Origin of the sequence: Vibrio sinensis, from assembly GCF_003605645.1 — a bacterium.
In the GTDB taxonomy this organism is placed as follows: domain Bacteria; phylum Pseudomonadota; class Gammaproteobacteria; order Enterobacterales; family Vibrionaceae; genus Vibrio; species Vibrio sinensis.
Genome location: NZ_QVMU01000020.1, coordinates 1 through 23,533, shown reverse-complemented (window position 1 = coordinate 23,533; position 23,533 = coordinate 1). Strand labels below are relative to the sequence as shown.

The 23,533-nt window shown below is 41.9% G+C and carries 17 protein-coding genes and 2 tRNA genes; 10 read left to right on the top strand and 9 right to left on the bottom strand.

The window, feature by feature from the left end; genetic code table 11:
• Window positions 1-17: 17 nt before the first annotated feature.
• On the bottom strand, window positions 18-1,139 hold the full coding sequence (locus DZ860_RS17230; protein ID WP_207890652.1) for a mandelate racemase/muconate lactonizing enzyme family protein: 1,122 nt from the start codon (window positions 1,137-1,139) through the stop codon (window positions 18-20).
• Window positions 1,139-2,698 carry a BCCT family transporter gene (locus tag DZ860_RS17225; RefSeq protein ID WP_207890651.1) on the bottom strand — a complete coding sequence of 520 codons (1,560 nt, stop codon included), beginning with the start codon at window positions 2,696-2,698 and terminating at the stop codon, window positions 1,139-1,141. The genes DZ860_RS17230 and DZ860_RS17225 overlap by 1 nt, the downstream gene beginning before the upstream one ends.
• 118 nt (window positions 2,699-2,816) lie before the next feature.
• On the opposite strand from DZ860_RS17225, the gene DZ860_RS17220 reads away from it, so the two are divergent.
• Window positions 2,817-3,722: a LysR substrate-binding domain-containing protein gene (locus DZ860_RS17220; RefSeq protein ID WP_120033774.1), complete on the top strand. Its 906-nt coding sequence runs from the start codon at window positions 2,817-2,819 to the stop codon at window positions 3,720-3,722.
• A 135-nt stretch (window positions 3,723-3,857) separates the two neighbouring features.
• On the opposite strand, the gene DZ860_RS17215 is transcribed toward DZ860_RS17220, so the two are convergent.
• The 4 genes from DZ860_RS17215 to DZ860_RS17200 all read right to left on the bottom strand — a co-directional run bounded on the left by DZ860_RS17215 (window position 3,858) and on the right by DZ860_RS17200 (window position 6,448).
• A tRNA-Ser gene (locus DZ860_RS17215) sits at window positions 3,858-3,948 on the bottom strand.
• A gap of 304 nt (window positions 3,949-4,252) precedes the next feature.
• Window positions 4,253-4,329: transfer RNA gene (locus DZ860_RS17210), tRNA-Pro, on the bottom strand.
• 62 nt (window positions 4,330-4,391) lie between these two features.
• Window positions 4,392-6,194 (bottom strand): DUF3413 domain-containing protein, encoded by a 1,803-nt coding sequence (locus DZ860_RS17205; protein ID WP_120033772.1) that lies wholly within the window; start codon window positions 6,192-6,194, stop codon window positions 4,392-4,394.
• A 29-nt stretch (window positions 6,195-6,223) separates the two neighbouring features.
• A complete protein-coding gene (locus tag DZ860_RS17200; RefSeq protein WP_120033770.1) occupies window positions 6,224-6,448 on the bottom strand; it encodes a YejL family protein in 225 nt (74 codons plus the stop codon).
• Between the two features lie 84 nt (window positions 6,449-6,532).
• Here DZ860_RS17200 and yejK point away from each other — a divergent pair, with 84 nt between their 5' ends.
• The 7 genes from yejK (at window position 6,533) to DZ860_RS17165 (ending at window position 17,694) form a co-directional block, all read left to right on the top strand.
• A complete protein-coding gene (yejK, locus tag DZ860_RS17195; protein WP_120033768.1) occupies window positions 6,533-7,534 on the top strand; it encodes a nucleoid-associated protein YejK in 1,002 nt (333 codons plus the stop codon).
• Window positions 7,535-7,985: 451 nt separating this feature from the next.
• Window positions 7,986-9,908, top strand: a complete 1,923-nt coding sequence (locus DZ860_RS17190) for a TonB-dependent receptor plug domain-containing protein (protein WP_120033766.1) — start codon at window positions 7,986-7,988, stop codon at window positions 9,906-9,908.
• 16 nt (window positions 9,909-9,924) lie between these two features.
• A complete protein-coding gene (locus DZ860_RS17185; RefSeq protein WP_133305454.1) occupies window positions 9,925-11,994 on the top strand; it encodes a TonB-dependent receptor plug domain-containing protein in 2,070 nt (689 codons plus the stop codon).
• The gene (locus DZ860_RS17180) at window positions 11,991-12,485 is read left to right on the top strand and encodes a YfiR family protein (protein WP_165862929.1); all 495 of its coding nucleotides are present in this window, start codon (window positions 11,991-11,993) and stop codon (window positions 12,483-12,485) included. The genes DZ860_RS17185 and DZ860_RS17180 overlap by 4 nt, the downstream gene beginning before the upstream one ends.
• 9 nt (window positions 12,486-12,494) lie before the next feature.
• Complete coding sequence (locus DZ860_RS17175) at window positions 12,495-14,438, top strand: sensor domain-containing diguanylate cyclase (protein ID WP_120033760.1); 1,944 nt, start codon at window positions 12,495-12,497, stop codon at window positions 14,436-14,438.
• 10 nt (window positions 14,439-14,448) lie between these two features.
• Window positions 14,449-16,263, top strand: coding sequence for a bifunctional diguanylate cyclase/phosphodiesterase (locus tag DZ860_RS17170; RefSeq protein WP_165862928.1), 1,815 nt, complete (start codon window positions 14,449-14,451; stop codon window positions 16,261-16,263).
• A 183-nt stretch (window positions 16,264-16,446) separates the two neighbouring features.
• Complete coding sequence (locus tag DZ860_RS17165; protein WP_120033756.1) at window positions 16,447-17,694, top strand: Hpt domain-containing protein; 1,248 nt, start codon at window positions 16,447-16,449, stop codon at window positions 17,692-17,694.
• 124 nt (window positions 17,695-17,818) lie between these two features.
• Here the strand turns inward: DZ860_RS17165 and nhaC are convergent, their stop codons facing one another.
• A complete protein-coding gene (nhaC, locus tag DZ860_RS17160; protein ID WP_120033754.1) occupies window positions 17,819-19,255 on the bottom strand; it encodes a Na+/H+ antiporter NhaC in 1,437 nt (478 codons plus the stop codon).
• A 559-nt stretch (window positions 19,256-19,814) separates the two neighbouring features.
• Between nhaC and asd the strand changes: the two genes are divergently transcribed.
• Window positions 19,815-20,951 carry an aspartate-semialdehyde dehydrogenase gene (gene asd / locus DZ860_RS17155; protein ID WP_120033888.1) on the top strand — a complete coding sequence of 379 codons (1,137 nt, stop codon included), beginning with the start codon at window positions 19,815-19,817 and terminating at the stop codon, window positions 20,949-20,951.
• 147 nt (window positions 20,952-21,098) lie between these two features.
• On the opposite strand, the gene DZ860_RS17150 is transcribed toward asd, so the two are convergent.
• Window positions 21,099-21,944: an ion transporter gene (locus tag DZ860_RS17150; protein ID WP_120033752.1), complete on the bottom strand. Its 846-nt coding sequence runs from the start codon at window positions 21,942-21,944 to the stop codon at window positions 21,099-21,101.
• A gap of 90 nt (window positions 21,945-22,034) precedes the next feature.
• Window positions 22,035-22,673: a YchE family NAAT transporter gene (locus DZ860_RS17145; RefSeq protein ID WP_120033886.1), complete on the bottom strand. Its 639-nt coding sequence runs from the start codon at window positions 22,671-22,673 to the stop codon at window positions 22,035-22,037.
• 658 nt (window positions 22,674-23,331) lie between these two features.
• Here DZ860_RS17145 and DZ860_RS17140 point away from each other — a divergent pair.
• A partial coding sequence (locus tag DZ860_RS17140; protein ID WP_133305453.1) for a hypothetical protein occupies window positions 23,332-23,533 on the top strand: 202 nt, incomplete at its 3' end.

The window sequence follows — 23,533 nt, the reverse complement described above, 5'->3', positions numbered from 1 at the left end:
GTCCTACTTACGACTGATTAAATCTCAACGCGATATTTCGCGATTAAATCTTCGTTGAGTTCTATTCCCAATCCCGGCGCATCAGAAACCGGTACAAAACCATTTTCGAACGGCAGCTGATTTGATACTAAATCGGTAAATAGTGGGCTGTCGCTTTGTGAGTATTCCATCAAGGTACCGTGCTCACACGAGGCTAAAAAATGCACTGAAGCTGAGAGTAAAATGCCGGTACTAAAACCGTGTGGAACCAAGCGAGTACCATGCATTTGTGCCATGTCGTAAATCTTCTTCATTTCGGTAATACCACCACAACGAGTGATGTCTGGCTGAACAATATCGACATGCGACTTCTCAAGAAAGTCAGCGAACTCGAAACGGGTTGTTAGAGACTCACCGCCAGCTAATTTTTGAGAGACTTTGTTTGATAGTTTTGCATAACTAGTGAGGCAATCTGCAAGTACAGGTTCCTCTACCCAGTTCAAATTGAACTTTTCAAGACGACGACACATTTCCATCGCATGACCACATGTGGCCCATTTAGATGCTAAGTCAATTTGCACTTCGATATCATCACCCACCGCTTCACGAACATGACGAACAATTTCGTAGTCAGTGTCTGGGTCATCACCAAAGACACCACCACCAAATTTAATGCTAGTGAAGCCTTGTTTCACAAGATTCGTTGCAATTTCGCGGTTATCTTCTGGACGGTCTGCTGGAATAAAAGTGCCGTATGCACGGATTTTGTCGCGATATTTACCACCTAGCAGAGTGTGAGTTGGCACTTGGTAATATTGTCCTGCGATATCCCAAAGTGCGATATCAATAGCACTGATAGCATGAATACCTGCACCACGGCGACCCATGTAGTTAGAAGCCCAGTACATCTTATTCCATAGACGCTCAATTTCTAGTGGGTTTTCACCAACCAATAGTGCTTTTAAGCCATAGCAGTATAGGTTTGAGTTTGGCGTTTCAATACACGCTTTTACCACCATTGGAGAAGAGTCAGCTTCGCCTACACCGATGATTCCGCAATCGGTAATCACTTTTACGATGACAGCATCTTCGCCCCAAGTACAAATCTCATCTTGACTAGGTACACGTAGGTGAATTACTTCAATATCAGTAATTTTCATTATTTATTTTCCACAAATTTATGGCTAGACAAGAATTTCTTTAAGCCAACAATACAAAGAAGAAGTACGACGATGAATGGCGCGGCCGTTAAGGTTACCGCTGTTTTTAAAGTGTCTAGAGAGGCGTTGATGTACAGCATTGCTAATGGAAGTAAGCTAAGCATGACGCACCAGAATAGGCGCAGTGAGCGTTCAGGGTCCTCACCTTGTTTAAGACCTTTGGTACTTACCGCAGCGACGGTATAAGCCGTTGCATCCAAATGTGATGCTAGGAATACCATCATCAATATAAAGTAGAATACTGATAAGAATGAGCCCATAGGCAGGTTTGCAATCAACTCTGCGACAGCATAGTCACCACTGATGGTAGTGAGAATTTGTGGTGCGTTGATGATGTCTGATGCGAACATATCAACCGCGTAGCCACTTAAACTACCGAAGAAGAACCAGCAACCAGCACAACCACCAGCGATTAAACCGAAAATAACTTGACGGATAGTTCGGCCTTTTGAAATGCGCGTCACGAAAATTGAAACGCCAGGAGTGTAAGTGATCCAATATAGCCAGTAGAAAACCGTCCAGTCTTTATTGAACGTGCCATCATTAGTGACATCGGTAAATAGGCTCATTTCAACGAAGTTTGACAGGGTTAAACCGAGAGAATTCACTACGAAATCAATGATGAAAGTAGTATCACCCAGCACCAATACGATTAGGCCAAATACGAACGTCATGCCACACGCCATATGAGCGATCTTTTGCAGTCCTTCACTAATACCAATGTATGAACTTAGAGTGAAAGTTAGTGTAACCAGTGCAAGTAACCCGGTTTTAAGTAAGAAAGAGTTTTCGATGCCAAACAGTGAAGCGAACCCCGTCGATACAGTACCGATCGTTACTGTCGTTGTAAGGATAAGACCACCAAATGTAGCAAAAAGGAAAGTAAGGTCTAAAACTCGGCCAATTACACGGCTTGCTGTACTGTTCTCATCTAGATTCAGAATTGATGAAACCAGAGTTGAAAGATTTAAGCCTTTTGAGCGATTAATATGGAAGTGGTAGGCCATAGTTACTGATGCTAATGCATAGATAGCCCAAGGCGTGATCCCCCAATGGAAGAACACGTAGGAGAGACTGGTACGTAGAGCCTCATTACTTTGTGCTGGGATATTCAGACCGATACCATTGTAGTAGTATGCCCATTCCATAAAGGCCCAGTACATGGTTGCAGAGCCCAACCCTGCACAAATGAACATGAATAACCAGCTTGTATTGGTGTACTCCGGATCACCCTCACCCAGCTTGATATCACCAAATTTACTTGAGCCCACGTAGAGCACAATACACACTGCCGCAAAACCAAATAGCTGAACAACAGAGCCAATACTATTGGTTAAACCACTAAACATCGATTTTGCCGCTTCCTGTGAACCCGTTGGGTACATCATCAGTAAACCGATAGTAATAAAGACGAAAACTAAACTAATGGAGATGAGAGTTTTATCGTGCTTTGCACTTTGCCTAGGGGTACTAGGCAAGACGGCTGATTCATTATGCATAATGTTCCTCATATAAATATACGTTATTGATTGTAGGGATATTCGTTTGAAATGGATTTTCTAGCAGAAACTTCGTACCATAAAGCAATAAATTATTATTCATCTATAACGTTTTCTTATGATAGAGCATTCCAATAGTAACCACGTATCACGAGTTCCCCATCTTGCTTGGTTTATGGCGTTTAAGGCCGTTGCTGATAGGCAGAGTTTTACGTTAGCAAGCCGTGACTTGCATCTCACTCAGCCGGCCGTCAGTCAACAGGTGTCGAAACTCGAATCACTCTTAAAAACGAAGTTATTTTTTAGAAGTTCAAGAAAAGTGATCATGACGGAGGATGGCCAACGTCTATATGACCAAATTGATATGCCTTTTAACGCATTACTTAATGTGGTGGATGAATTCCATGATAAGTCGAACAGTTATAACTTAAATATCGAGACAGAACCGGTATTTAGTCGGCTTTTCATTAGCCAGTATTTGCCGGGTTTTTTAAAGCAGTTGGATTATGTCTTAGTTCGCCAAGTGTTAACCACGCATCATCTGGATTTTTTGCCGGAAACGGAACTCGCGATAAAGTGGGGGGAGGGACGCTGGGAGGGATTTGATGCTCAGTTTTTATTTGGGTTAAATTATGTTCCTGTTTGCTCACCGCAATATGCGCAAGAGAACAACCTACTGGCTCCCTCAGATCTTGCCAAAGCAGTGCTACTTCATGAACGTGATTCAAGTGATTGGAAATACTGGCATAAACATTATCCCATTCAAGGCATGGATACCAAAAAGGGGCATGTTGCCGGAGAGTCTGACGTTGTAATGTCGATGGCGATGGCAGGGCTAGGAGTGGCTTTATGTGGGCAGGAGTTAGTGCAGCAGCATTTAGAGAGCAATACTTTAATCATGCCATTTGCAGAGATGCATGTTCGTCATCATCGCGCTTATTACATATTAACCCGTAAAAATAGCCAGCTCTCAAAAGAAGCGGTCGCCTTTATTAAATATCTGCATGCACAAATCATTCAGTGACGTAATTTTGTGTGTGGTTAAAGTGATGATGAATATGTGGTGAGAGGATTGAAGCTTCTCATCATTATAAATCGCTATAATGATGAGTTTGATGAAAAGCAAAAAGCCCGCTGAAATCAGCGGGCTCTTCTAATATGGCGGAGAGATAGGGATTTGAACCCTAGGTGGGCTATAAACCCACGCCGGTTTTCAAGACCGGTGCTTTAAACCACTCAGCCATCTCTCCGTTGACGCGCATATTATAGAGCTTCTGATATCTTGTAAACCCCTGTTTTTACTGTTTGCTCTATTTATGAGCGTTTCGGCGTAAATAATAGTTCAAATGCTCATTTGTTATGCTTTCATGTGCATTAACGATAGCGCAGCGTCGAGAGAACCATATAAATGAGAAACGTCAGAGAACGCCGCTAATCCTAATGTGAGGTAATGGGGAGTGATATCAAGACTAAGTATGAGCATTCTATTTAAGTGTGAAATAGAGTAGAGACGATATGAAAAAGGAGAGCATTAAGCTCTCCTTTTAAGGTGTATGGTCGGACTGAGAGGATTTGAACCTCCGACCCCCGACACCCCATGACGGTGCGCTACCAAGCTGCGCTACAGTCCGATACGAATAATGTATACAGATTAATCGAATAGATCAATGCTTAGTAGCACTAACACTATGATTTAATTGCTTTTGGTGTAAAAGCGCTGTAATTCAGTTAAGCCTTGCATTAGCACCGGCAGTGCTGGATTTTCATCGGTTAAACGACGGTATTCACTGTCGTATAGCTTATAGTTACCAAACTTATCAATCACCGTAGTATTGGTGTCAGTAATTAACGCTAACTCACGAGAATCACCAGCAAGAATCCATTTACGAGGGCGCTCTGTAAATAAATTACGGCCACTAGCGTAATCACTCGGGTTTGAAGATACGCCTAGCAAGTCTTGTAAAATAGTGACAGAGAAATCAAGATGGCTAGTTTTGTGGGTGTATTCTGCTGCCACTTTACCCGGCCAGTGAATGATCATTGGTACTTGTAGTTGATAGCGGCTGTAATTTGTATTTGCGCCCCAGCTATTTGTACGAGTTTCATTGAATTCAGTACCATGATTGGATGTCACAACCACAATCGTATCTTCTTCAAGATCTAGAGCCTTAATTTGGTCATAGATAACGCCAAGTTGGCGGTCAGCACTGGTTGCCGATTCATAGTAGTTAATCGAGAGCTTTTCGGTCGTGTTACCTTTTGCTTTCGTGTCGTAATCACTGAAGTTGTCAACGGTGGTGAGCTCAATATAGCTGAACCATGGGGAATCACTTTGCTCGATAACCCAATTACTCCAATCATTAATTGCTTGAATGTCTGAACTGTTGCCAGCATCGAGGTCAAAAGATTGTTTTGGCATATCCACAAAAATACTCTCTTGATAGAGAGGTTCTTCAAAGTCGTTACCGCTAAAAAGACCGAAGTGATAGCCTTGATCAAGCAAAGTATCAATCATGACTGGTCGAGATGATTGAGCCTTGATACTGCTGGCATAGCTGCTTGGTAAACCATAGAACAAGCCGAACACGCCAAATGAGTCATTGCTTGAGCTATAATGGTTTTTGAACGTGAGGTTCTCGCTTGCAAACTTAAAAGTATTTGGCATGCGCTCAGCCGTTAATGCATCTGCACGCAGGTTGTTTACATTAACAATGAGGACATTTAGAGAGTTTGCTCTGCGGCTAAACTCAATTTTTTCTAATGGGTAACGAACCAGTTCCGCTCCGCCTTTGCTTTCTGCTTGACGTTTTAAGTATTCTTCACGATCAAGTAAACCGTGTTTCTCCATAAATGACTTGGCCGTCATTGGATAAGAGACTGGGAAATTGGCTTGTTGCGCTGTGATTGGGCTATAGAAGTAAGCATCAGCCCAAACGTAAATTAGATGGCTACCAATAAAACTGACAAAGAAGATCGCAGCAATAGGGCGACCCACATGCTTGTGCGATAGTTTACGTTGTTTTCGCCAAACCCACTCAGCAAGGGCAAGTTCGACAAGGAAAATTAATGGCATTACGACAAAGAGATGTTGCAGGTCAGCAGTCACATTACTGCTTTCGTCACTGAACAACACTTCCCACACCACAGGGGTGAGGTGGAGATTGATGCTCTGGTAAGCCTGAGTATCGATCAATAAGACCGTTAAGCCAACAGTGGCAAAACACACGGAAACTAAGCGAAATAGTTTCCGTGATGGAATAACAAACGTTAGAGGAAATAGAATGAGCAGATACAAAGCAAAGACAAGAAAGCCAAAGTGACCAACCCATGATAGAGCAAGGTAAACTTGCCCTAGCAATGTTTCAGGCCATGGTGACTGAGTAATGTAACGGGTACCGATCAGCATCGCTGCGATAATGTTGAAAAAGGCAAACCAATGCCCCCATCCCACTAAACGCGATACGCGTTCACCGTATGTATTTCCGTTGTCTACCATGTATTGTATCTATTATCCGGTTCTTATTCTTAGTGAATGTTATCTTTAATTGAAGATAACAGTGCTTGAGCAAATTTCTCTGCGATCGCTTTGCGTTGAGACGCTGCGACATTTTTATTGATTACGTTGGTCGCAATGTTACCTGCGATCATTAACGACAAATCTGGACCTGCGCCATGCTTATCAAGCACTGCGGCTACTTCGGCCAAGATGTTTTCTACTTTTTCGTCGCTGTATTTAGATGTAATCGGCATAAAGACTCTAATGGTGATAGTAAAGCGGCTTATGATAACCTACAATGCCACGCAACTGAAACCTAGACGACGATAAATTTCACCATGAGTCTTCATCTTTCAAACGTAATCCTACATCAGCTTCACAAAAACGATTCTGACGAATTGGTTGTGAACTTCCGTGCCGAATCTCTAGAAAACGATACCTCGAGTGAAAACTTAGTGGCTGAGCTCCATCGAGTGTTCAATTCGAAAGCAGGTAAAGGCTTTGGCAGCTTTAAATCAGACAGCGAATTTCAGGTCTGGTTGCAACAAATGCGTGCTGGAGAGCAAAATTTCTACGCTTTCTCACAATTGAGTGCAACACGATTAAAAGATGAGTTAGCAAAGTACCCATTTGCTGATGAAGGTATCTTGGTGATTGCGGAATACCAGTCACTGGCAACTGATTATTTGTTTGTGGGTATTATCCCATCAAATCAGAGTCTGAAAGTAACGGAAGGTTTGGATATCAGTGCGACGGATTACTTAGATCTTAGCAAGATGGATATCGCGGCTCGTTTCGATCTTTCTACCTATGAAACGAACAAAGAATCAAATCGTTACCTAGCTTATATTAAAGGGCGAGTTGGCCGTAAAGTGGCGGATTTCTTCCTTGATTTCTTACAAGCTGAAGTGGGTTTAGATACAAAACAACAAAACCAAGTGCTAATGCAGGCAGTTGAAGATTTTTGTTCTGATTCAAAACTCGAAAAATCAGAAGCTAACAGCTATAAGAAACAGGTATTTGAATATTGTTCGGACCAACTAAAGTCTGGTGATGAAGTTCAAATTCGCGAATTGTCAGGTGAGTTGCCAGCAGCTCAAGATGGAACTAGCTTTTTTGATTACACCCAAGATCATGGTTATCAATTAGAAGATAGCTTCCCAGCGGATCGTTCTACGGTACGTAAGCTCACTAAATATGTTGGTGCAGGTGGTGGCTTGAATGTTAGCTTTGACAGTATGTTACTTGGCGAGCGTATTTTTTACGATCCAGAAACGGACACCTTAACCATTAAGGGAACGCCGCCAAACTTAAAAGAGCAGTTGACGCGAAATCGATAAAAAATAGGCAGGTTTGATACCTGCCTATTTTTTTATGTTTATTTTCGCCACTTAAATCATGCCCAGCTCCCAGCTCCCAGCTCCCAGCTCCCAGCTCCCAGTTACTTTTTCTTTGGCAAACTTTGACCGTTTGCTTATCTGGATAGGGATAGCATCCTATTTTTTCTTCTGTTGTATTCGAGCCTCTCTTTCAATACTCCTAATATAAACCACTATTTTTAAGTTCACATACTAGAGGGATTTGCTTCATTTCTCAGTATCTCTAAAGCTTTTCACTTTCATTACGCATTCGATTGCTCAAAGTTCGTGGTCACTCTAAGTATTTGATTTAAGCTCTTTACAAAAATTATTAGTACGGCATACCATTTCGTTGCATGAGCTTAACATGTACCTACCCACAATTTAAAAATAACTGCTTTACAGCCATAACCGCTTGGATGTTTGTTTGAATATGCCGACCTTATATAGAACCCAATCACTTGTTTTTGCCCTTGCTACGACTCTAGCGTATCCCGCTCTTGCTCAAGATGATTTATTTGATGCTTCTCTAGAAGATTTATTAGCCACAGAAGTAGTTGGGGTTTCGAAAACAAAACAGTTGATTAGTGAAGCTCCAGCGAACGTTACGGTTATTACCGCAGAAGATATTGCTCGTTATGGTTACCAAACGGTTGCAGAAGCAATTTCTCGTTTGCCAGGTGTGGCAATCACCAGAGACAATACTTATAGCTACGGTGGCGTACGTGGTATGACTAGCGATGCCGCAAACTATAACTCTCGATTCCTTTTGATGATCAACGGTCATCGTATTAATGATGGTCTTTATGATCAGGCCCTTGTCGGTCATGAAAGTATTATCGATATTCACGCAATTGACCGTATTGAGTTTATTAAAGGTCCCGGTGCCATTATGTATGGCGGTAATGCACTTTATGGTGTCATCAACATTTTGACTCGCAGTGGACGCCAAATCGATGGAACAGAACTTCGTATGGCTGCGGCTTCAAATGAGGGGTATTCGGTTTCACAAATCAGCGGCGGCGAGACAGATTCAGGTTTACAGTGGACGGCTCAGGTTTCTCATACAGAAGAAAGCAAGCATGATGAAAGCAACCTTTATGGCGATTACTCCGCTCGAGGCCGCCATACTAAGGCAATGGGTCAACTCAATGGGGACAACTTCAATATCACTATGATGCTCGCTGAGCATCAACTGCAAAACAGTGAAGTCTGGACTTATCAAGGCGATTATTACGTTTCAGATATTCCAGAAACAACCCGCCAGCTCATGTTAGGTGGAGAATATATTTGGAAAATTGGTCATAAAACGCATATCACAGCTTTAGGCAATATTAGTCGCTTCCATGATGATTTCTCTCGTTATGACTTTGGTGAGCTTTGGTATCGCGATGTGAGTAATAGTGACTGGATTAGCGGTGAACTTCGCCTTGGTAGCGAAGCAATTGAGGGGCAGCGCTGGACGATGGGGATTGAATGGCGAAGAGACTTACCGCTTGATAATAAATATTGGTATGAACCATTGGAAAACCCAACCGATGTTTACTTTCTTGATGTTGATCGAACTAGCGTAGGTGGTTATATCCAAGGTGAGTTTTCATTGGCAACGGATTGGATGGTGGTTGCTGGAGGGCGCATTGATAAAATAGAGTACTTTGACGCTGAATTCAGCCCGCGACTATCCGTCATATGGACACCGACAGTTTCTTCCACATTGAAGTTAATCCATAGCGAAGCTTTTCGAACTCCATCAGCCATTGAGTTTGGGTATGGTGCAGAGGCGAATTATTTTGGCGAAAAACTCACACCAGAACATATGAAGAGCCAAGAGCTGATTTATGAATATCGTCAGGGAGCATTATTAACAAGTGTCGCTATTTATCATAACCAGTTGGAAGATGGTATCGGTGAAAATATCGATGCAGGATACATCAATACCTCGACACTAACGAGTCAAGGTATTGAGCTTGCCTTCAATTATCGTCATAACTCTGGCTTGGGTGGGTATGCTAATTACAGCTATCAGGATACTTCCAGTAAAGATAATACTCCAGTAATGAATAGCCCTGAAAATTTGATCAAAGTGGGCATTGATGGCTCGTGGTTTGAGAATCGTCTAACCTCAGCATTGGAGTGGCAATATACGTCGGAAAGAGAAGTCGCAAGTGAGAGCCCAAAGGCAGATGCCTACCACCTTGTAAATCTTTATATGACGATGCGCCCATGGAACAAAGGGCCTGAGTTGTCATTTAAAGCTATCAATGTCATGGATGATGACTACGGTGTAAGCGCCTACTCCTTTGAATTCCCTGGCCGAAGTCGTGAACTATGGTTTGGGATAACTCAGGTTTGGTAATGAAGTTGAGTTTTTCTTGGCGAGTTCAGCTAATGGTTCAACAATGCCATTCGCTATCCATGCCGAAAAAGAGCGTTTGTTTATGAATTTCTCTGTTCGAGTTAACGTGTTGGCGTTCATCATTGGCGGCGTTTTTATGGCGAATGCAAATGCGACCAATGATGCGTTATTTGATGCCACTATCGAAGATTTATTGATCTCGGAAGTTGTGGGAGTTTCTAAATCTCGTCAACTAATCAGTGAAGCTCCAGGGACCGTCTCGGTATTGACAGCTGAAGATATTAAACGCTATGGCTATCGAAATGTATCTCAGGCAATAGCCCGTTTACCTGGTATCGCTATCACTCGAGATAACGTCTTTAACTATGCTGGTGTGCGCGGCATGAACAGTGATGGTGCAAACTATAACTCGCGTTTTCTATTAATGGTGAATGGTCATCGTATTAATGATGGCTATTACGATCAGGCATTTTTAGGCGATGAGGGCATTATTGATATACACGCTATTGAACGTATCGAGTTTATCAAAGGTCCTGGCGCATTGATGTATGGTGGTAATGCGTTATATGGCGTATTGAATATTATTACTCGTACTGGGCGACATATCGATGGCGCAGAATTGCGAGTCGCGAGCAGTTCTAATCAGGGTTTTTCTGCATCTCAAATCAGTGGTGGTGAAACTGATTCAGGGATGCAATGGATGACGCAGCTCTCTTATACCGATCAAGGCAAGTATTCATACCAAACCAGTGGCTCTGATTATTCAGCTGGTGGCCGCCACACCAAAGCGATGGGTCAATGGGTAGGGGATAACTTCAGCATCAATTTGTTGTTGGCAGATCATCAGCTAAAAGATAACGAATATCATGCCGCGGGAGGAGGAGATTACTACACCAAGTCTTTGAACCAGAAATATCAGCAGTTTATGTTGGGCGGTCAGTATCGTTGGTTATTGGATAACAAAACCGAGTTGTCGTTATTAGGAAACATCAATCGCTTTGATGATTACTATGCACTTTATGACACCGAATTTTACGTGGATGAATTCCTCGATGAGGATGCAAAAGAAACCACCACGAGTGATTGGATTACCGGTGAACTGCGTTTGGATTCAGAAGCTATCGCAGGCCAATATTGGATGGCGGGTATTGAATGGCGCAGAGATTTACCACTCACCAACGATTACCTCAATAAACTCAGAGTCAATGGTCATTGGGATGATACGCAAGGAAATTGGATCTTTGATGGAGAGCAACCAGAAGATTGGTCAATGATCCTCAATACCGCTCGAACCAGTGTTGGTGCTTTCATTCAAGGTGATTTTACTTTTGCTGAAGATTGGTTGTTCATTGCTGGTGGGCGAGTCGATAAGGTGGATTATTATGCGGCTAACTTTAGTCCGAGACTGGCATTAATCTGGAGTCCTAATGCGTCATCGACGTTTAAGCTAATTCATAGTGAGGCATTTCGAACACCAGCAGGTGTTGAACATGCCCATGGTCAATTACTTAACAATCATGATGTTAAATTGAAACCCGAATACATGACCAGCCAAGAGTTGGTTTATGAATATCGTAATCGCGCTCTCTATATCAATACCGCCTTTTTTAAAAGTGAGCTCAAAGATAGCATTATTGAAGACCCAGATTCCTATGGATTTATTAACTCTGCCACATTACGTAGCCAAGGTATTGAATTAAGTCTTGAATATCATCACGCCTCAGGATTAGGTGGCTATGCCAATTACAGCTATCAAAAAACCGAGAGTAGTGACGGTGATGTGGTGTTAAACAATCCTGAGCACTTAGCTAAAGCAGGTATAGATGGCGCATTTTTTAGTGAAAAGCTGACATCGGCTCTTGAATGGCAATATACCTCAGACAGAGCGGTCTACCCAAATGAACCTATCGCGGATGGCTATCACTTATTTAATCTGCATATGACGTTCCACCCCTGGCAGAGAGGGCCAGAATTTTTGTTTAGCGTATCGAATTTGATGGATAAGCAATTTGAACACAGCACGTATGGATATGCATTTCCGGGCCGAGGTCGAGAGATATGGTTGGGAGTGACGCAAGCATTATGAAATCCTTATTAATCATGATTACTTTGCTGCTGGCACCCTTTCAGGTTCTTGCCGCAGACATGGCTCATAAACTCGCTTTTGTGAACAAGAGTTTACCTTTTGTTCAATGGCCTGAAAATCTCACTAACATTGGTTTTTGCGCGGCAGTTTCTGATGAGCAATGGCCGCAATTTTCGTTATTGAATAGTCTTTCTGTTAAAGGAAAGCCACTCATCGTAGAGCGAGTTGAGCGAAGCAATAACCTTGCTACGTGCGATGTGCTCTATCTTGGGGATATTTCCGTTTTGGAGCTGGAGTATTGGAGCCAAAAAATGGCTCAACTTCCGATTTACTCCGTGTGTGAGTCTTGGCGTTGTGCTCGTGAAAATGTCATGGTGGGGTTAGGTGTAGAGGGGGGACGTTTGTACTTTGAGTTTAATGTCAGAGTCATGAAGCGTGCCGGATTGATATTAGATTCCCGTTTCTTGCGCTTAGCTCGAACGCTCTATTAAGGCCGAAATATGAAGAAGTTATTTAATAGCCTACCAGTGCGACGAAAGCTGCAATTAATCGGCATGGTGACGATGTTGTTGGGCATCGTGCTTTCTACCACCATTATTATTCGCGGTAATGCAGAGTTCGCAAAAGTGTATGTGGTGGATGGATTAAATACTCAAGCCAATATTATTGCAGATAATAGTGCCATGGCCCTTCATTTTGAGGATGCAAAGACTGGCAGTGAAATATTAATGGCGCTACAAGCCTCTCCATTGGTGCGCGCTGCTAAGTTAATCGACAACGAACAAAAGGTGTTTGCTGACTACCGTGGTTATGCAATTGATACTAGCTATCAACAACTGACGATTGATGTTGTTCTTGATGGTGACAAGTTAGGTTCGCTGGTGTTGTTTTACGATCTTTCTCCTTTTCATAATCAATTATGGCGACAAGCTTTTCAGGGGACATTGATTGGTTTATTAGTGTTAATGTTAGCTATGCTAGCGCAGCGTCGATTGCTCAAGCACATAGCTGATCCAATTGCGGCATTATCTCAACTTGTCTCCAACGTTGGGCGTAGCCAAAACTATAGTTTACGTAGCAAAATTCAAAGAAGTGATGAGTTGGGTAAACTCGCCACCGGCTTGGATACCATGTTAGAGCGTATCGAACGTTACCATCTCGATGAGCAACTGCGTGCCGCTAACAAACTCTCTGAAAGTGAAAGTCGTTATAACACGTTAGTTGAGAGTGTGCCTGTGGGTGTATTGCAGTTCGATGAAAATGGCAACTGTAATTTTGCTAACCGCATGTTATGGCAGGTGATACGTAGACCGATTGGTGAGTATCAGCAACTACAACTCGCTCAATTGGCTTGTAAATCCTATCAAGATGCTGTGACAAATATGTTGACTCAGACGCTAAATGGTCAAGTGATGGAGCCTTTAGAGTTTTGTATGCAAGATGGTGATTCCTCGATTTGGTTGGCGTTGGATATGAATCCGTTATATACCGCCGATGATCAAATTAATGGTGCAGTCGGGACGATTTTAGATATTACCGAGCGTAAACGTCATGAAATAGATTTGCGTTTGGCGGCAAGCGTATTTGAAGCGTCAAATGATGCCATTGTTATTACTAATGCTGAGGGTTTGATAGTTTCCACTAACCAAGCATTTAGTCGGATCACGCAATACTCAGAACTTGATGCATTAGGCAAGAAACCATCAATATTGGCATCGAGTAATACTCCCCACGGTCTTTACCAAGAAATGTGGCTTGAACTTAAAAATCATGGTCGCTGGAATGGCGAATTAATTAATCGCCGAAAAGATGGCGAGCTTTACTACGCTTGGCTATCGATAGCTGCAGTGAAAAATCAAGCCAATGAAATTATTAATTACGTTGGCATCAGCCGAGACATCACTGACGTTAAACAAGAAAATGAACGAATTCAATATCTCGCTCATTATGATGGTTTAACAGGCTTACCTAACCGTACTCTTTTTTATGATAGAGCGAACATTGAAATTGCTCGAGCTCGCCGTGACACAACTAGTTTTGCGCTTATGTTTATCGATCTGGATAGATTTAAATGGGTCAATGACACCCTAGGCCATTCTGTTGGTGATGCCTTATTGATAGAAGTTGCTAATCGATTAAGTGAAGTGACACGAGCAAATGATACGGTCTCCCGCTTTGGAGGAGATGAATTTGTTCTCTTGATTACCAATGTCACTTCAGAAAAAGCTTACAAGGTCGCCGTTACTTTGCTTGAGCACCTTTCAGGGGAAGCTTGGTGTTTAGGGCATTCTGTGACTATTACACCAAGTATTGGCATCAGTATGTGGTCATCAGGTATCGATGATATCGATACTTTGGTGAAGCAGGCTGATGATGCTATGTATCACGCAAAGCGTGCAGGACGAAATTGTATTCGCTATTTCCAAACCGAATTGTCGGCTTAGGGAGGGGAAGATGATGGAATATCAAAAGAAAAAAAATAAGCTTAGACCACCAAGAAGAAGAGCAATGGATCTAACGTTAGATGATCTGAATAATCAGCGTCACGTCACCTTAACCACCGAGTTTGATAGCGATACATTGGCAAAAGAGAGTAGCAGTATTCAACACCTTGATTTTTCAAAAAATGCTATCAATGAATGGGTGTGGGATTGGAATCTGCAAAACGGAGCGATCAAACATAATAAAAAGTGGCTAGAAATCATCGATGATAAGGATCATCGATTGATTCATACCATTGAAACCTATCTAAATATTATCCATCCAGATGATCGAAATACTGTTATTAGCGCGATTGAGCGCTGCATTGCGGATGAGGGCCCTTTTCATTGTCAATATCGGATGAAGACTCGAGGTAATCAGTTTATTTTGGTTCGAGATAGTGGCGATGTGGTTGAGCGAGATAGCGATGGTAAACCTCTGCGCGTTGTGGGGGCGATTCTCAATATTACCGAGCAAATAGAGCAAGAACGCACCTTGAGAATGCTGGCTTTTCAAGACAGTTTAACGGGGGTATTTAATCGAGGTTATTTCTACGAGCAAGTACAACAACGCCTTGAACAAAGTGAATCTAACCTTTACTGCGCTATTATTTCTGCGGATGTCGACAACTTTAAACTCATCAATGACAGATTTGGCCATCAATCTGGTGACAATCTATTATGTTTCGTCGGTCAACAGTTACTGACGTTAACTCAACGCGCTGAAGATATTGTCGCGCGTTTTGGTGCCGATGAATTTGTGGTGGCTCTGTTTTTTGACCGCGATAAACAATCAGAACACTTAACCTCCACCATTGCGATGAGTGAAACCATTGTTGCAAACATTCAGGATTATGGTCTTAACACTCATGCCTCACCTGATTTTCATCTTAGATTAGGGCTGTACCACGGTAAGATCGAAGATAGTTTAGAGTTTCGTTTGCACTTAGCAGATATTGCGCTTTCCCATGCCAAGCGTTTAAATGCACCTAATTGTGTTTGTTATCAAGAATGGATGGGAGAGAGATTTGCGATTCGTCGCGAGTTAATGCGTTGTCTTGAACAGGACTTGAGCGAACACTTTATTGCTTATATTCAACCTATTGTCGATCAAAAGCAGAACATCGTTGGCGGAGAAATCTTACTTCGTTGGCGTAACCAGGCCGGTGAATTAGTCCCCCCGATCAAGTTTATTGATGAGTTGGAAACCATGCGTAAGTTACCAATGGTCACCTATTGGTTGTTTCAACGGGTGATTAGCATGATTAACCAATATCAATGGCATCATTTGAGTTTTAGTATCAATATCAGCCCATCACATTTTTCAAATACCACTTTTATGGCGCAATTAATGTCGTTGTTGGCCCAATATCCCGAAGTGAAGAATCTTAAGATGGAGATTACTGAAACCGTTATGTTTGAGGATGTGGCAGCAATACGAGCCAGTATGGATGATTTAATTGATCATAAAATTCAGTTTTCTTTGGATGATTTTGGGACCGGTTTCTCATCAATTGATCACTTGTTACAACTGCCCATTACCGAGTTGAAAATAGATAAGAGCTTTGTTGGTAATATTGAACATGAACAAAACCGCAGTGTAATAGAACTCATTTTGGCCATGGCACATAACATGAAATTGAGCTGTGTTGCTGAGGGAATTGAGCAAGCTGAACAGTTAGATTACATTCGAGCGTTAGGGTGTGAAAAATTCCAAGGCTACTATTTCAGTCGACCAGTTCCGGAAGATGAGTTTGTTGCACTAATCAACAACCAACTTTTATCGTAGTCTAATTCCGTTATCAAGGAGCTATTTGTCTGGCTTAGGTAAATAGCCAGTTTCTTACTGCTAAATCGTGATGAAGTACTGATTTTTTGACAGTCATCCTTTGTTCGCTGGATGAATTTACGGCTTTTTGCCTCCGATTAAGCTGATTCAGTATATGCTTGTATTCTAAGGACGTTACAGAATATGAGTGAGAGTATGGGACGAATTCAGCTCAAGATTGGTTGGGTATTACTGCTAGTTTGGCTGCTAGGGGTAGGGGTTCTAACAACCAATTATCGTTCCATTGCTGTGACAATGGAACACGTTGAAGAGCTTGGCAATACCATTGAAGAGTTAAAAGGGACCTTGTATCTCGAACCTCCATATCGAATGCAGTCAACTGACTTACAAGCTCTTGATTTGCAACTTATACGTTCGATGAGTATGCAAATTGAATCTGATAATAATGCTAACTGGTTAGCACCAGATATTCAGCAACTACTCTGGACTATCGAGCGTTTTACTGAGCAAATGCAAGGGCTTTTGGATAACGATCTAGAGCTTTTGGCAGTAGCTAAACAAATTCAAGTTAGCCGAAGTGTCTATCAAAGCGATTCTGAGATAGCTCAGCTCTATTATCGTTTGAGTGCCAATGTGTTTGAAGCCATATTTTCCACCGATGATATGAGTCCTGCGACATTTCGCGATCTTGATGCTCTCTATTTATTATCTATAGACTTACCTGACAAACAGCGCCAAGACTTGCAGCGCTTGTTGGCTAAGACCTCTCAAGTCCTTGGGGGATTCGCTCAAGGTAGTTATTTTACTGAAAAGCTACTCACTCATTCAGTACATGATCAAATTGCAGCAGTGGAAGATCAATACCACAGTTTAATTCGTTCTCAATTATTGTTGGGTATTATTTTTAGCGGTGTCGTGATGCTATCGCAATTGGTTTTGTGGCAAGGGGCGCTTGGTCAAAAAGGTTGGAAGCAGGATGAAGATTCGGGTATTTCCAGTGAGAGTGAAGAAAATACAGATAGAGTAGAATTTACGAAGAAAAGGGATATATCTTCTTTTCAAATCCAAGAGAAAAACTCTCTACCGAGTATCGATTTTGACGATATGCTGGAGTCACTGAATGGTGATCGTGAATCGATGTGTTTACTGCTTGATCTCTTTATTCAAGATCATCAACACGATGTGGCAAAAATCACAACATTGATTACGGATGCCCCTGAAGAGGCGATGCGAAAAGCTCATAGCCTAAAAGGTGTTGGGGGGAATCTTGGAGCTGAAGCATTGAAACAAACTGCGGGAAATCTTGAAGTTGCGATTCAAGATGATGTCAGTGCGATTCCGTCACTATTAGATCAGCTTGATGAGCATTTAACTCAAGCTATTAAAGAAGCTGAATCCTTTTTGGAAAAAGAAAAATCGCTAACCGCTTAAGTTAAAAAGAGTCAGCATTTAAAAAGAGCGCCGAAGCGCTCTTTTTATGGTGATTACTTTAGATATGCAGCTGCCAATTCATTGTTTGGCGGTGTCATTTAGCTATTTCGTTGAGTTGCTTGATTTAGCTAGCAGGCTGATTAACGAGTTGGGTATCGTTAGTCTCCACGACTTCTTCGGTAGGTTCACATTTGTCAACAAACCAACCCATGTAAGACGTCACGATGGTCACCAAGATACAAACGAAGCTCAACCACATGAAAGGTGCGTAAGATAGCGTCGCAACACCAAGAATACTGGCCATGTAGATACCATTATCACTCCAAGGCACCATACCTGATGTTAACGTGCCACCGAATTCAGCATTTCGCGATAGATTCTTACGCTTATAACCTAAACGGTCATAATTTTTCGCACAGATTTTCGGTGTCAGGATCAGAGAGACATACATCGCTGAACCAAATACGTTACCCATAAATGCAGTGGCGATGGTGCTTGTTGCCAAAGAACCAGCGCTATTGACATGGCGTTCAAACATTTTTGCGACGGTTTCTAGTACGCCAACTTTATCAAGCAGTCCACCAAAGCCTAAACCAAATACGATAACAGCGACCGAGCCCAGCATAGAAGACATACCACCTCGATTTAAGATTGAATCAATAAAATCTACACCAGATAAAATTGAGTATGGTTCCCATGCTGTCTGGAAAGCCGTCAAGAAATTTACATCTTGGATCATTACCGCCCAAATAATGCCCAGTAATGAACCAAAACTGATCACAGGGAAAGAGGGCATACGAAGAGCCAGTAAACCAAGAACGATTAATACAGGAACAAAAGAGTACGGTGTGATATAGAACTGTTGTTCCATTGCTGCGATAACGCCGTCAACTTGTGACATATCGATGTTACCCGCAAAATGAAAACCAAACAGGGTGAATAGAATGCCGGTAATAATGTAGCTTATGAGCGCAATTGGGAGCATGCCTTTGATATGTTCAACGACTTCAACATTCGACATTGAAGAAGCTAAGATAACGGAATCAGACAATGGTGACATTTTATCGCCGAAGTAGCAGCCAGACAAAATAGCACCTGCGGTAATTGGAGCAGGAACACCAAGACCTTGACCAATCCCCATCATCGCAATACCTGCAGTACCAGCCGCTCCCCAAGAAGTACCGGTTGCTAAAGCGGTTAACGAACAAATCACCATGGTTGCAAGAAGGAAGATAGAAGGATGGATTGCTTTAAGGCCATAGTAAATAATCGTCGGCACAATACCACCCGAAATCCAAGTTCCGACCAGTGCACCAACCGCTAATAGAATCAATACCGCGCCGAGTCCATTAGATATGCCATTAAGAGCAGCTTGCTCTAACTCCTTGTATTTATGACCAAGTCTTAAGCCCAATAGGATAATAATGAACCAACCAATGTACAGCGCGAGCTGAATTGGCAAATTAAACTTGGCGGTAAATGAAAATGCCATCAGTAGGAATAAACCAAGTGATACAAATACTTGCGTCAAACTTGGTAGGCGAAGTGTACGTTGCGTCATCGCGAGCCTCTTAGCTATTTAATACTGTTCATTCCTTAGCTTGGGCGAACTAAACAAAATGTATGACAAATAAATATAGAGGCCATGTAAATAACACAAGCGCTTCAATTTGATGGTACACATTAGTTGATTAGGTACGCCATCAGATCAACTCTGATAAAGCTAAGTGATTGATACGAGTGTCAACTCCATTTTAATAGTGCGGACTTTACCTTAATTGGATGAATATATCGAGTGTGTTTCATTTGTGTATTGCATCTAGCTTTAAATTGGTTGAAATATAGTTAATTATTTCAATAATTGTTAATGAGATGATGCTGATTGGTTTTTGTGGTGTGTTTTTTGTGTGTTACAGATGTGTCGCGTGGTTTTTGGGTCTATTGAGATTTGATTGTGTAACTTAGAGCGGTTAATCGTGATGAAAATGCCCGTTTTATGGTGAATTCATTAAAATAATCGCAAAAGTTGTAGCTAGAGATGATATTTCACTTGAGATTTTTGTGTGAAAATTGAAATATGGTTGGATACCCAGTTCTAAAAAATACATGGAGAGTAGATGATGAGAGTAGGTTTAGTCGGTTGGCGTGGCATGGTTGGTTCTGTGTTGATGCAACGAATGATTGAAGAGGGTGATTTCAACTTTATTGAGCCAGTATTTTACAGTACATCGCAAATTGGTATTCCTGCTCCCCAGTTTGGAAATAGTAAGGTGGGTAAAGATGCGGGAAATCTACAAGATGCGTTTGATATTGAAAGTTTAAAACAGTTAGATGCTGTGATTACCTGCCAAGGTGGTAGCTACACTGAAAAAGTGTACCCAGCACTTCGTCAAGCGGGTTGGAAAGGCTACTGGATTGATGCCGCTTCCACACTACGTATGGCATCAGATTCGATTATTACGCTGGATCCTGTTAACCACGTTCAAATCCAACAAGGTATTCACAGTGGCACCAATACATTCGTTGGTGGCAACTGTACAGTTAGCTTGATGCTTATGGGCCTCGGTGGTCTATTTGAAAAAGGTCTAGTGGAATGGACAAGCGCGATGACTTACCAAGCTGCCTCTGGCGCGGGTGCACAGAACATGCGCGAGCTTATCTCACAAATGGGTGTCATTAATGACTCAGTGAGCTCTGAATTAGCGAATCCGTCGAGCTCTATCTTAGATATTGACCGTAAAGTCGCAGAGACGATGCGTTGTGGCTCATTCCCTACGGATAAATTTGGAGTACCACTAGCGGGTTCATTGATCCCGTGGATTGATGTAAAACGTGATAACGGCCAAAGCAAAGAAGAATGGAAAGCGGGTGTTGAAGCGAACAAGATCCTTGGATTCCAGAATGCTCCTGTTCCTATTGATGGTACTTGTGTCCGTATTGGCGCGATGCGCTGCCATTCTCAGGCATTGACGATCAAGCTGAAACAAAATGTACCTATGGATGAGATCGAAGAGATCATCGCGACCCATAATGATTGGGTTAAAGTGATCCCGAACGAGCGTGACATTACCGCGCAAGAGCTAACGCCAGCGAAAGTAACAGGTACGCTATCTATCCCAGTTGGCCGTCTACGCAAGATGGCGATGGGTGATGACTTCCTAAACGCATTTACTGTTGGCGACCAATTATTATGGGGTGCTGCAGAGCCGCTACGTCGTACGCTACGTATTATCTTAGCTGAAAAACAGGCAGTCTAAAGCGACGGTGCATTTTAGGCGACTTAGCTGCGTTGATCTGTAGGCATTAAATTGAGTCGTCTGAAATGAAATAGAAAAGGCTATCGTAAAATACGATAGCCTTTTTTCATGGTGCTATTTAACGAAACTAGCGGTATTCTTAACGCGTTAACCTTTCTTCCCCGTTACCACTCTATCATCAGGATCAGCCAGTTCGCTACCGCAGTGTTTGCAGTGCATTGCGTCTGAATCATGCCCCGGTTGATTGCAGTTTGGGCATTTGACTAATTCCTTATGTGAGTGCATTTCATTACTCAATTCTGCAGTAATGATCCCTGTTGGTACGGCCAATATTGAATAACCAAGTAACATGGTTAAAGAAGCGAGGCCTTTACCTAGGGGAGTTTTGGGCACTAAATCCCCATAGCCAACGGTTGTAATTGTCACAATCGCCCAATAGATACTTTGTGGAATACTCGTGAAGCCATTTTCAGGGCCTTCAATCACATAGATCAAAGCACCAAATATGGTTACTAAAATCGCTACAGTACTAAAAAATATGAAAATCTTACGACGCGCCATAAGCAGTGAGCGTAGTAAGATATTTGAATCTTGTAGATAGCGAACCAATTTCAGCACTCGGAAAATACGCATAACACGTAAGAGGCGAATAACACCCATAAATGATGCGCTTGGGAAGAAAATGGCGATGTAAGTCGGTAAGATCGCAAGTAAATCTATGACGCCATAAAAGCTGGTGGCGTAAGACTTTGGTTTTGGCGAGCAGTAGAGTCGAAGTAAATATTCGATTGTAAACAATGCCGTAAACGAGTATTCGAAATATCGAAGTGGTTGAACCCATTTGGGCCCAATCGATGGGATTGACTCGAGAACAAAAATGATTAGGGATGACAGAATCGCAATAATTAAAGCGATGTCAAAAGCGCGTCCTGCTTTTGTATGTGTTCCAAAAATAATGACATACAGGCGATGTTTGAATGATGGATGCGTCATATGATTTCGACATTAGATAAACGTCATTCAATGATACATCCATCATCGCCATTCTAGAAGTCGCCTTTGTTAGACTGACGAGGGAATCTATTACGCGAAAGCTGGGAACAGGCCTCGTAAGCCATTGGCAATAAACTCAATTCCTAGAGCAGCTAGAATCAAACCCATAATACGGGTAATCACGTTGATCCCTGTTTGTCCTAAAAAGCGAACAATCAGTGGAGCAGAACGGAACAACAACCAAGTACATAAGCAAAATAAGATAATGGTTACTGCGATGCCTAAAGTGTCTAGTGCCGTTGGGTAGCGTGAACCATAAACAATGGTTGAGCTGATTGCACCCGGGCCAGCAAGTAACGGCATGGCAAGAGGTACAACACCGATTTGTTCACGGCTAACGTATTCAGACTGCTCTTGTTTATTTTGCTTATCCTCACCTAATTTTCCGCTCATCATTGAAAAAGCGATGCTTAGTAGCAGCAAGCCACCTGCGATACGGAACGAATCTAAAGAAATGCTAAACATATCGAGAAGCATTTGCCCTGCTAATAAAGAGACGATCAAAATTACCGCAACAGCAATACTTGCAGTCGCAGCTGTTTTACGTTTGTCCTCTAACCCCATGTGCCCGGTAAGAGAAACAAAGACCGGCATAATACCTACGGGGTTAACCGCAGCGACTAGGCCTAAGAAAAATTGTAGAAAAATAGCCAGCTCAATAGTTTGCATATGCTGATAGCTCATGTTCGTTCACAATAAGTGAAAAATGAAAGGGGGATACATTCTCAGGCGCGTAATGTAAGTCAAAAGTGTTTGAGAAACGAATGAAAAAAACTAACGAATAACACCGTTTTCAATTGAGAAATTCTTATTAATGATGAAAAAGTAAACATCCATAACGAATTTTGTTACGTATTCATTGATTGGCGAGCGAGTTGATTTCTATAAACGTTAACATTCGCACACTTTTGACAAATTATGTGTTGAGTTATAGAGAGAAAGTAGGGTTTTCATATACTCTCAGTAGCACGATAAAACACGCATACAAGTCGGTGTTTTGTCTAAAAATGAAAGTTTTTTACAAAGTATTGTAAGTTTTTTAGTTATTCTTACTAAGTGCTCTTTTTTTAAGCATGTGTGATTTTTGGTTTAATTGGTTGTGAATCAATGGCTTAGCTTTTATTTTTTGATTGACGTACCGCTTTGGTGGTATTTAGTATTTCAGAACTGATCTGAGTCAATTTTTTTCACACTCTGAAATATTATACTCAGCCATGAAAGCAATTTACTAAGTGTGTTGTTTGCTAAGTCACTAATGAAGTGAATTTGTCAGACCAACAGGTTTAATAAAAAGTTTTTAATATTTGTTAATTTTAGGAGATTCCCTATGCCTGTAACTAATCTGGCTGAACTAGATGCTCTAGTAGCTCGCGTAAAAGCAGCTCAAGAAGAATTCGCTACTTTTTCTCAAGAACAAGTAGATGCAATTTTCCGTGCAGCATCTCTAGCAGCTAACCAAGCTCGTATTCCTCTTGCTCAACAAGCGGTTGCTGAGTCTGGTATGGGTATTGTTGAAGATAAAGTAATTA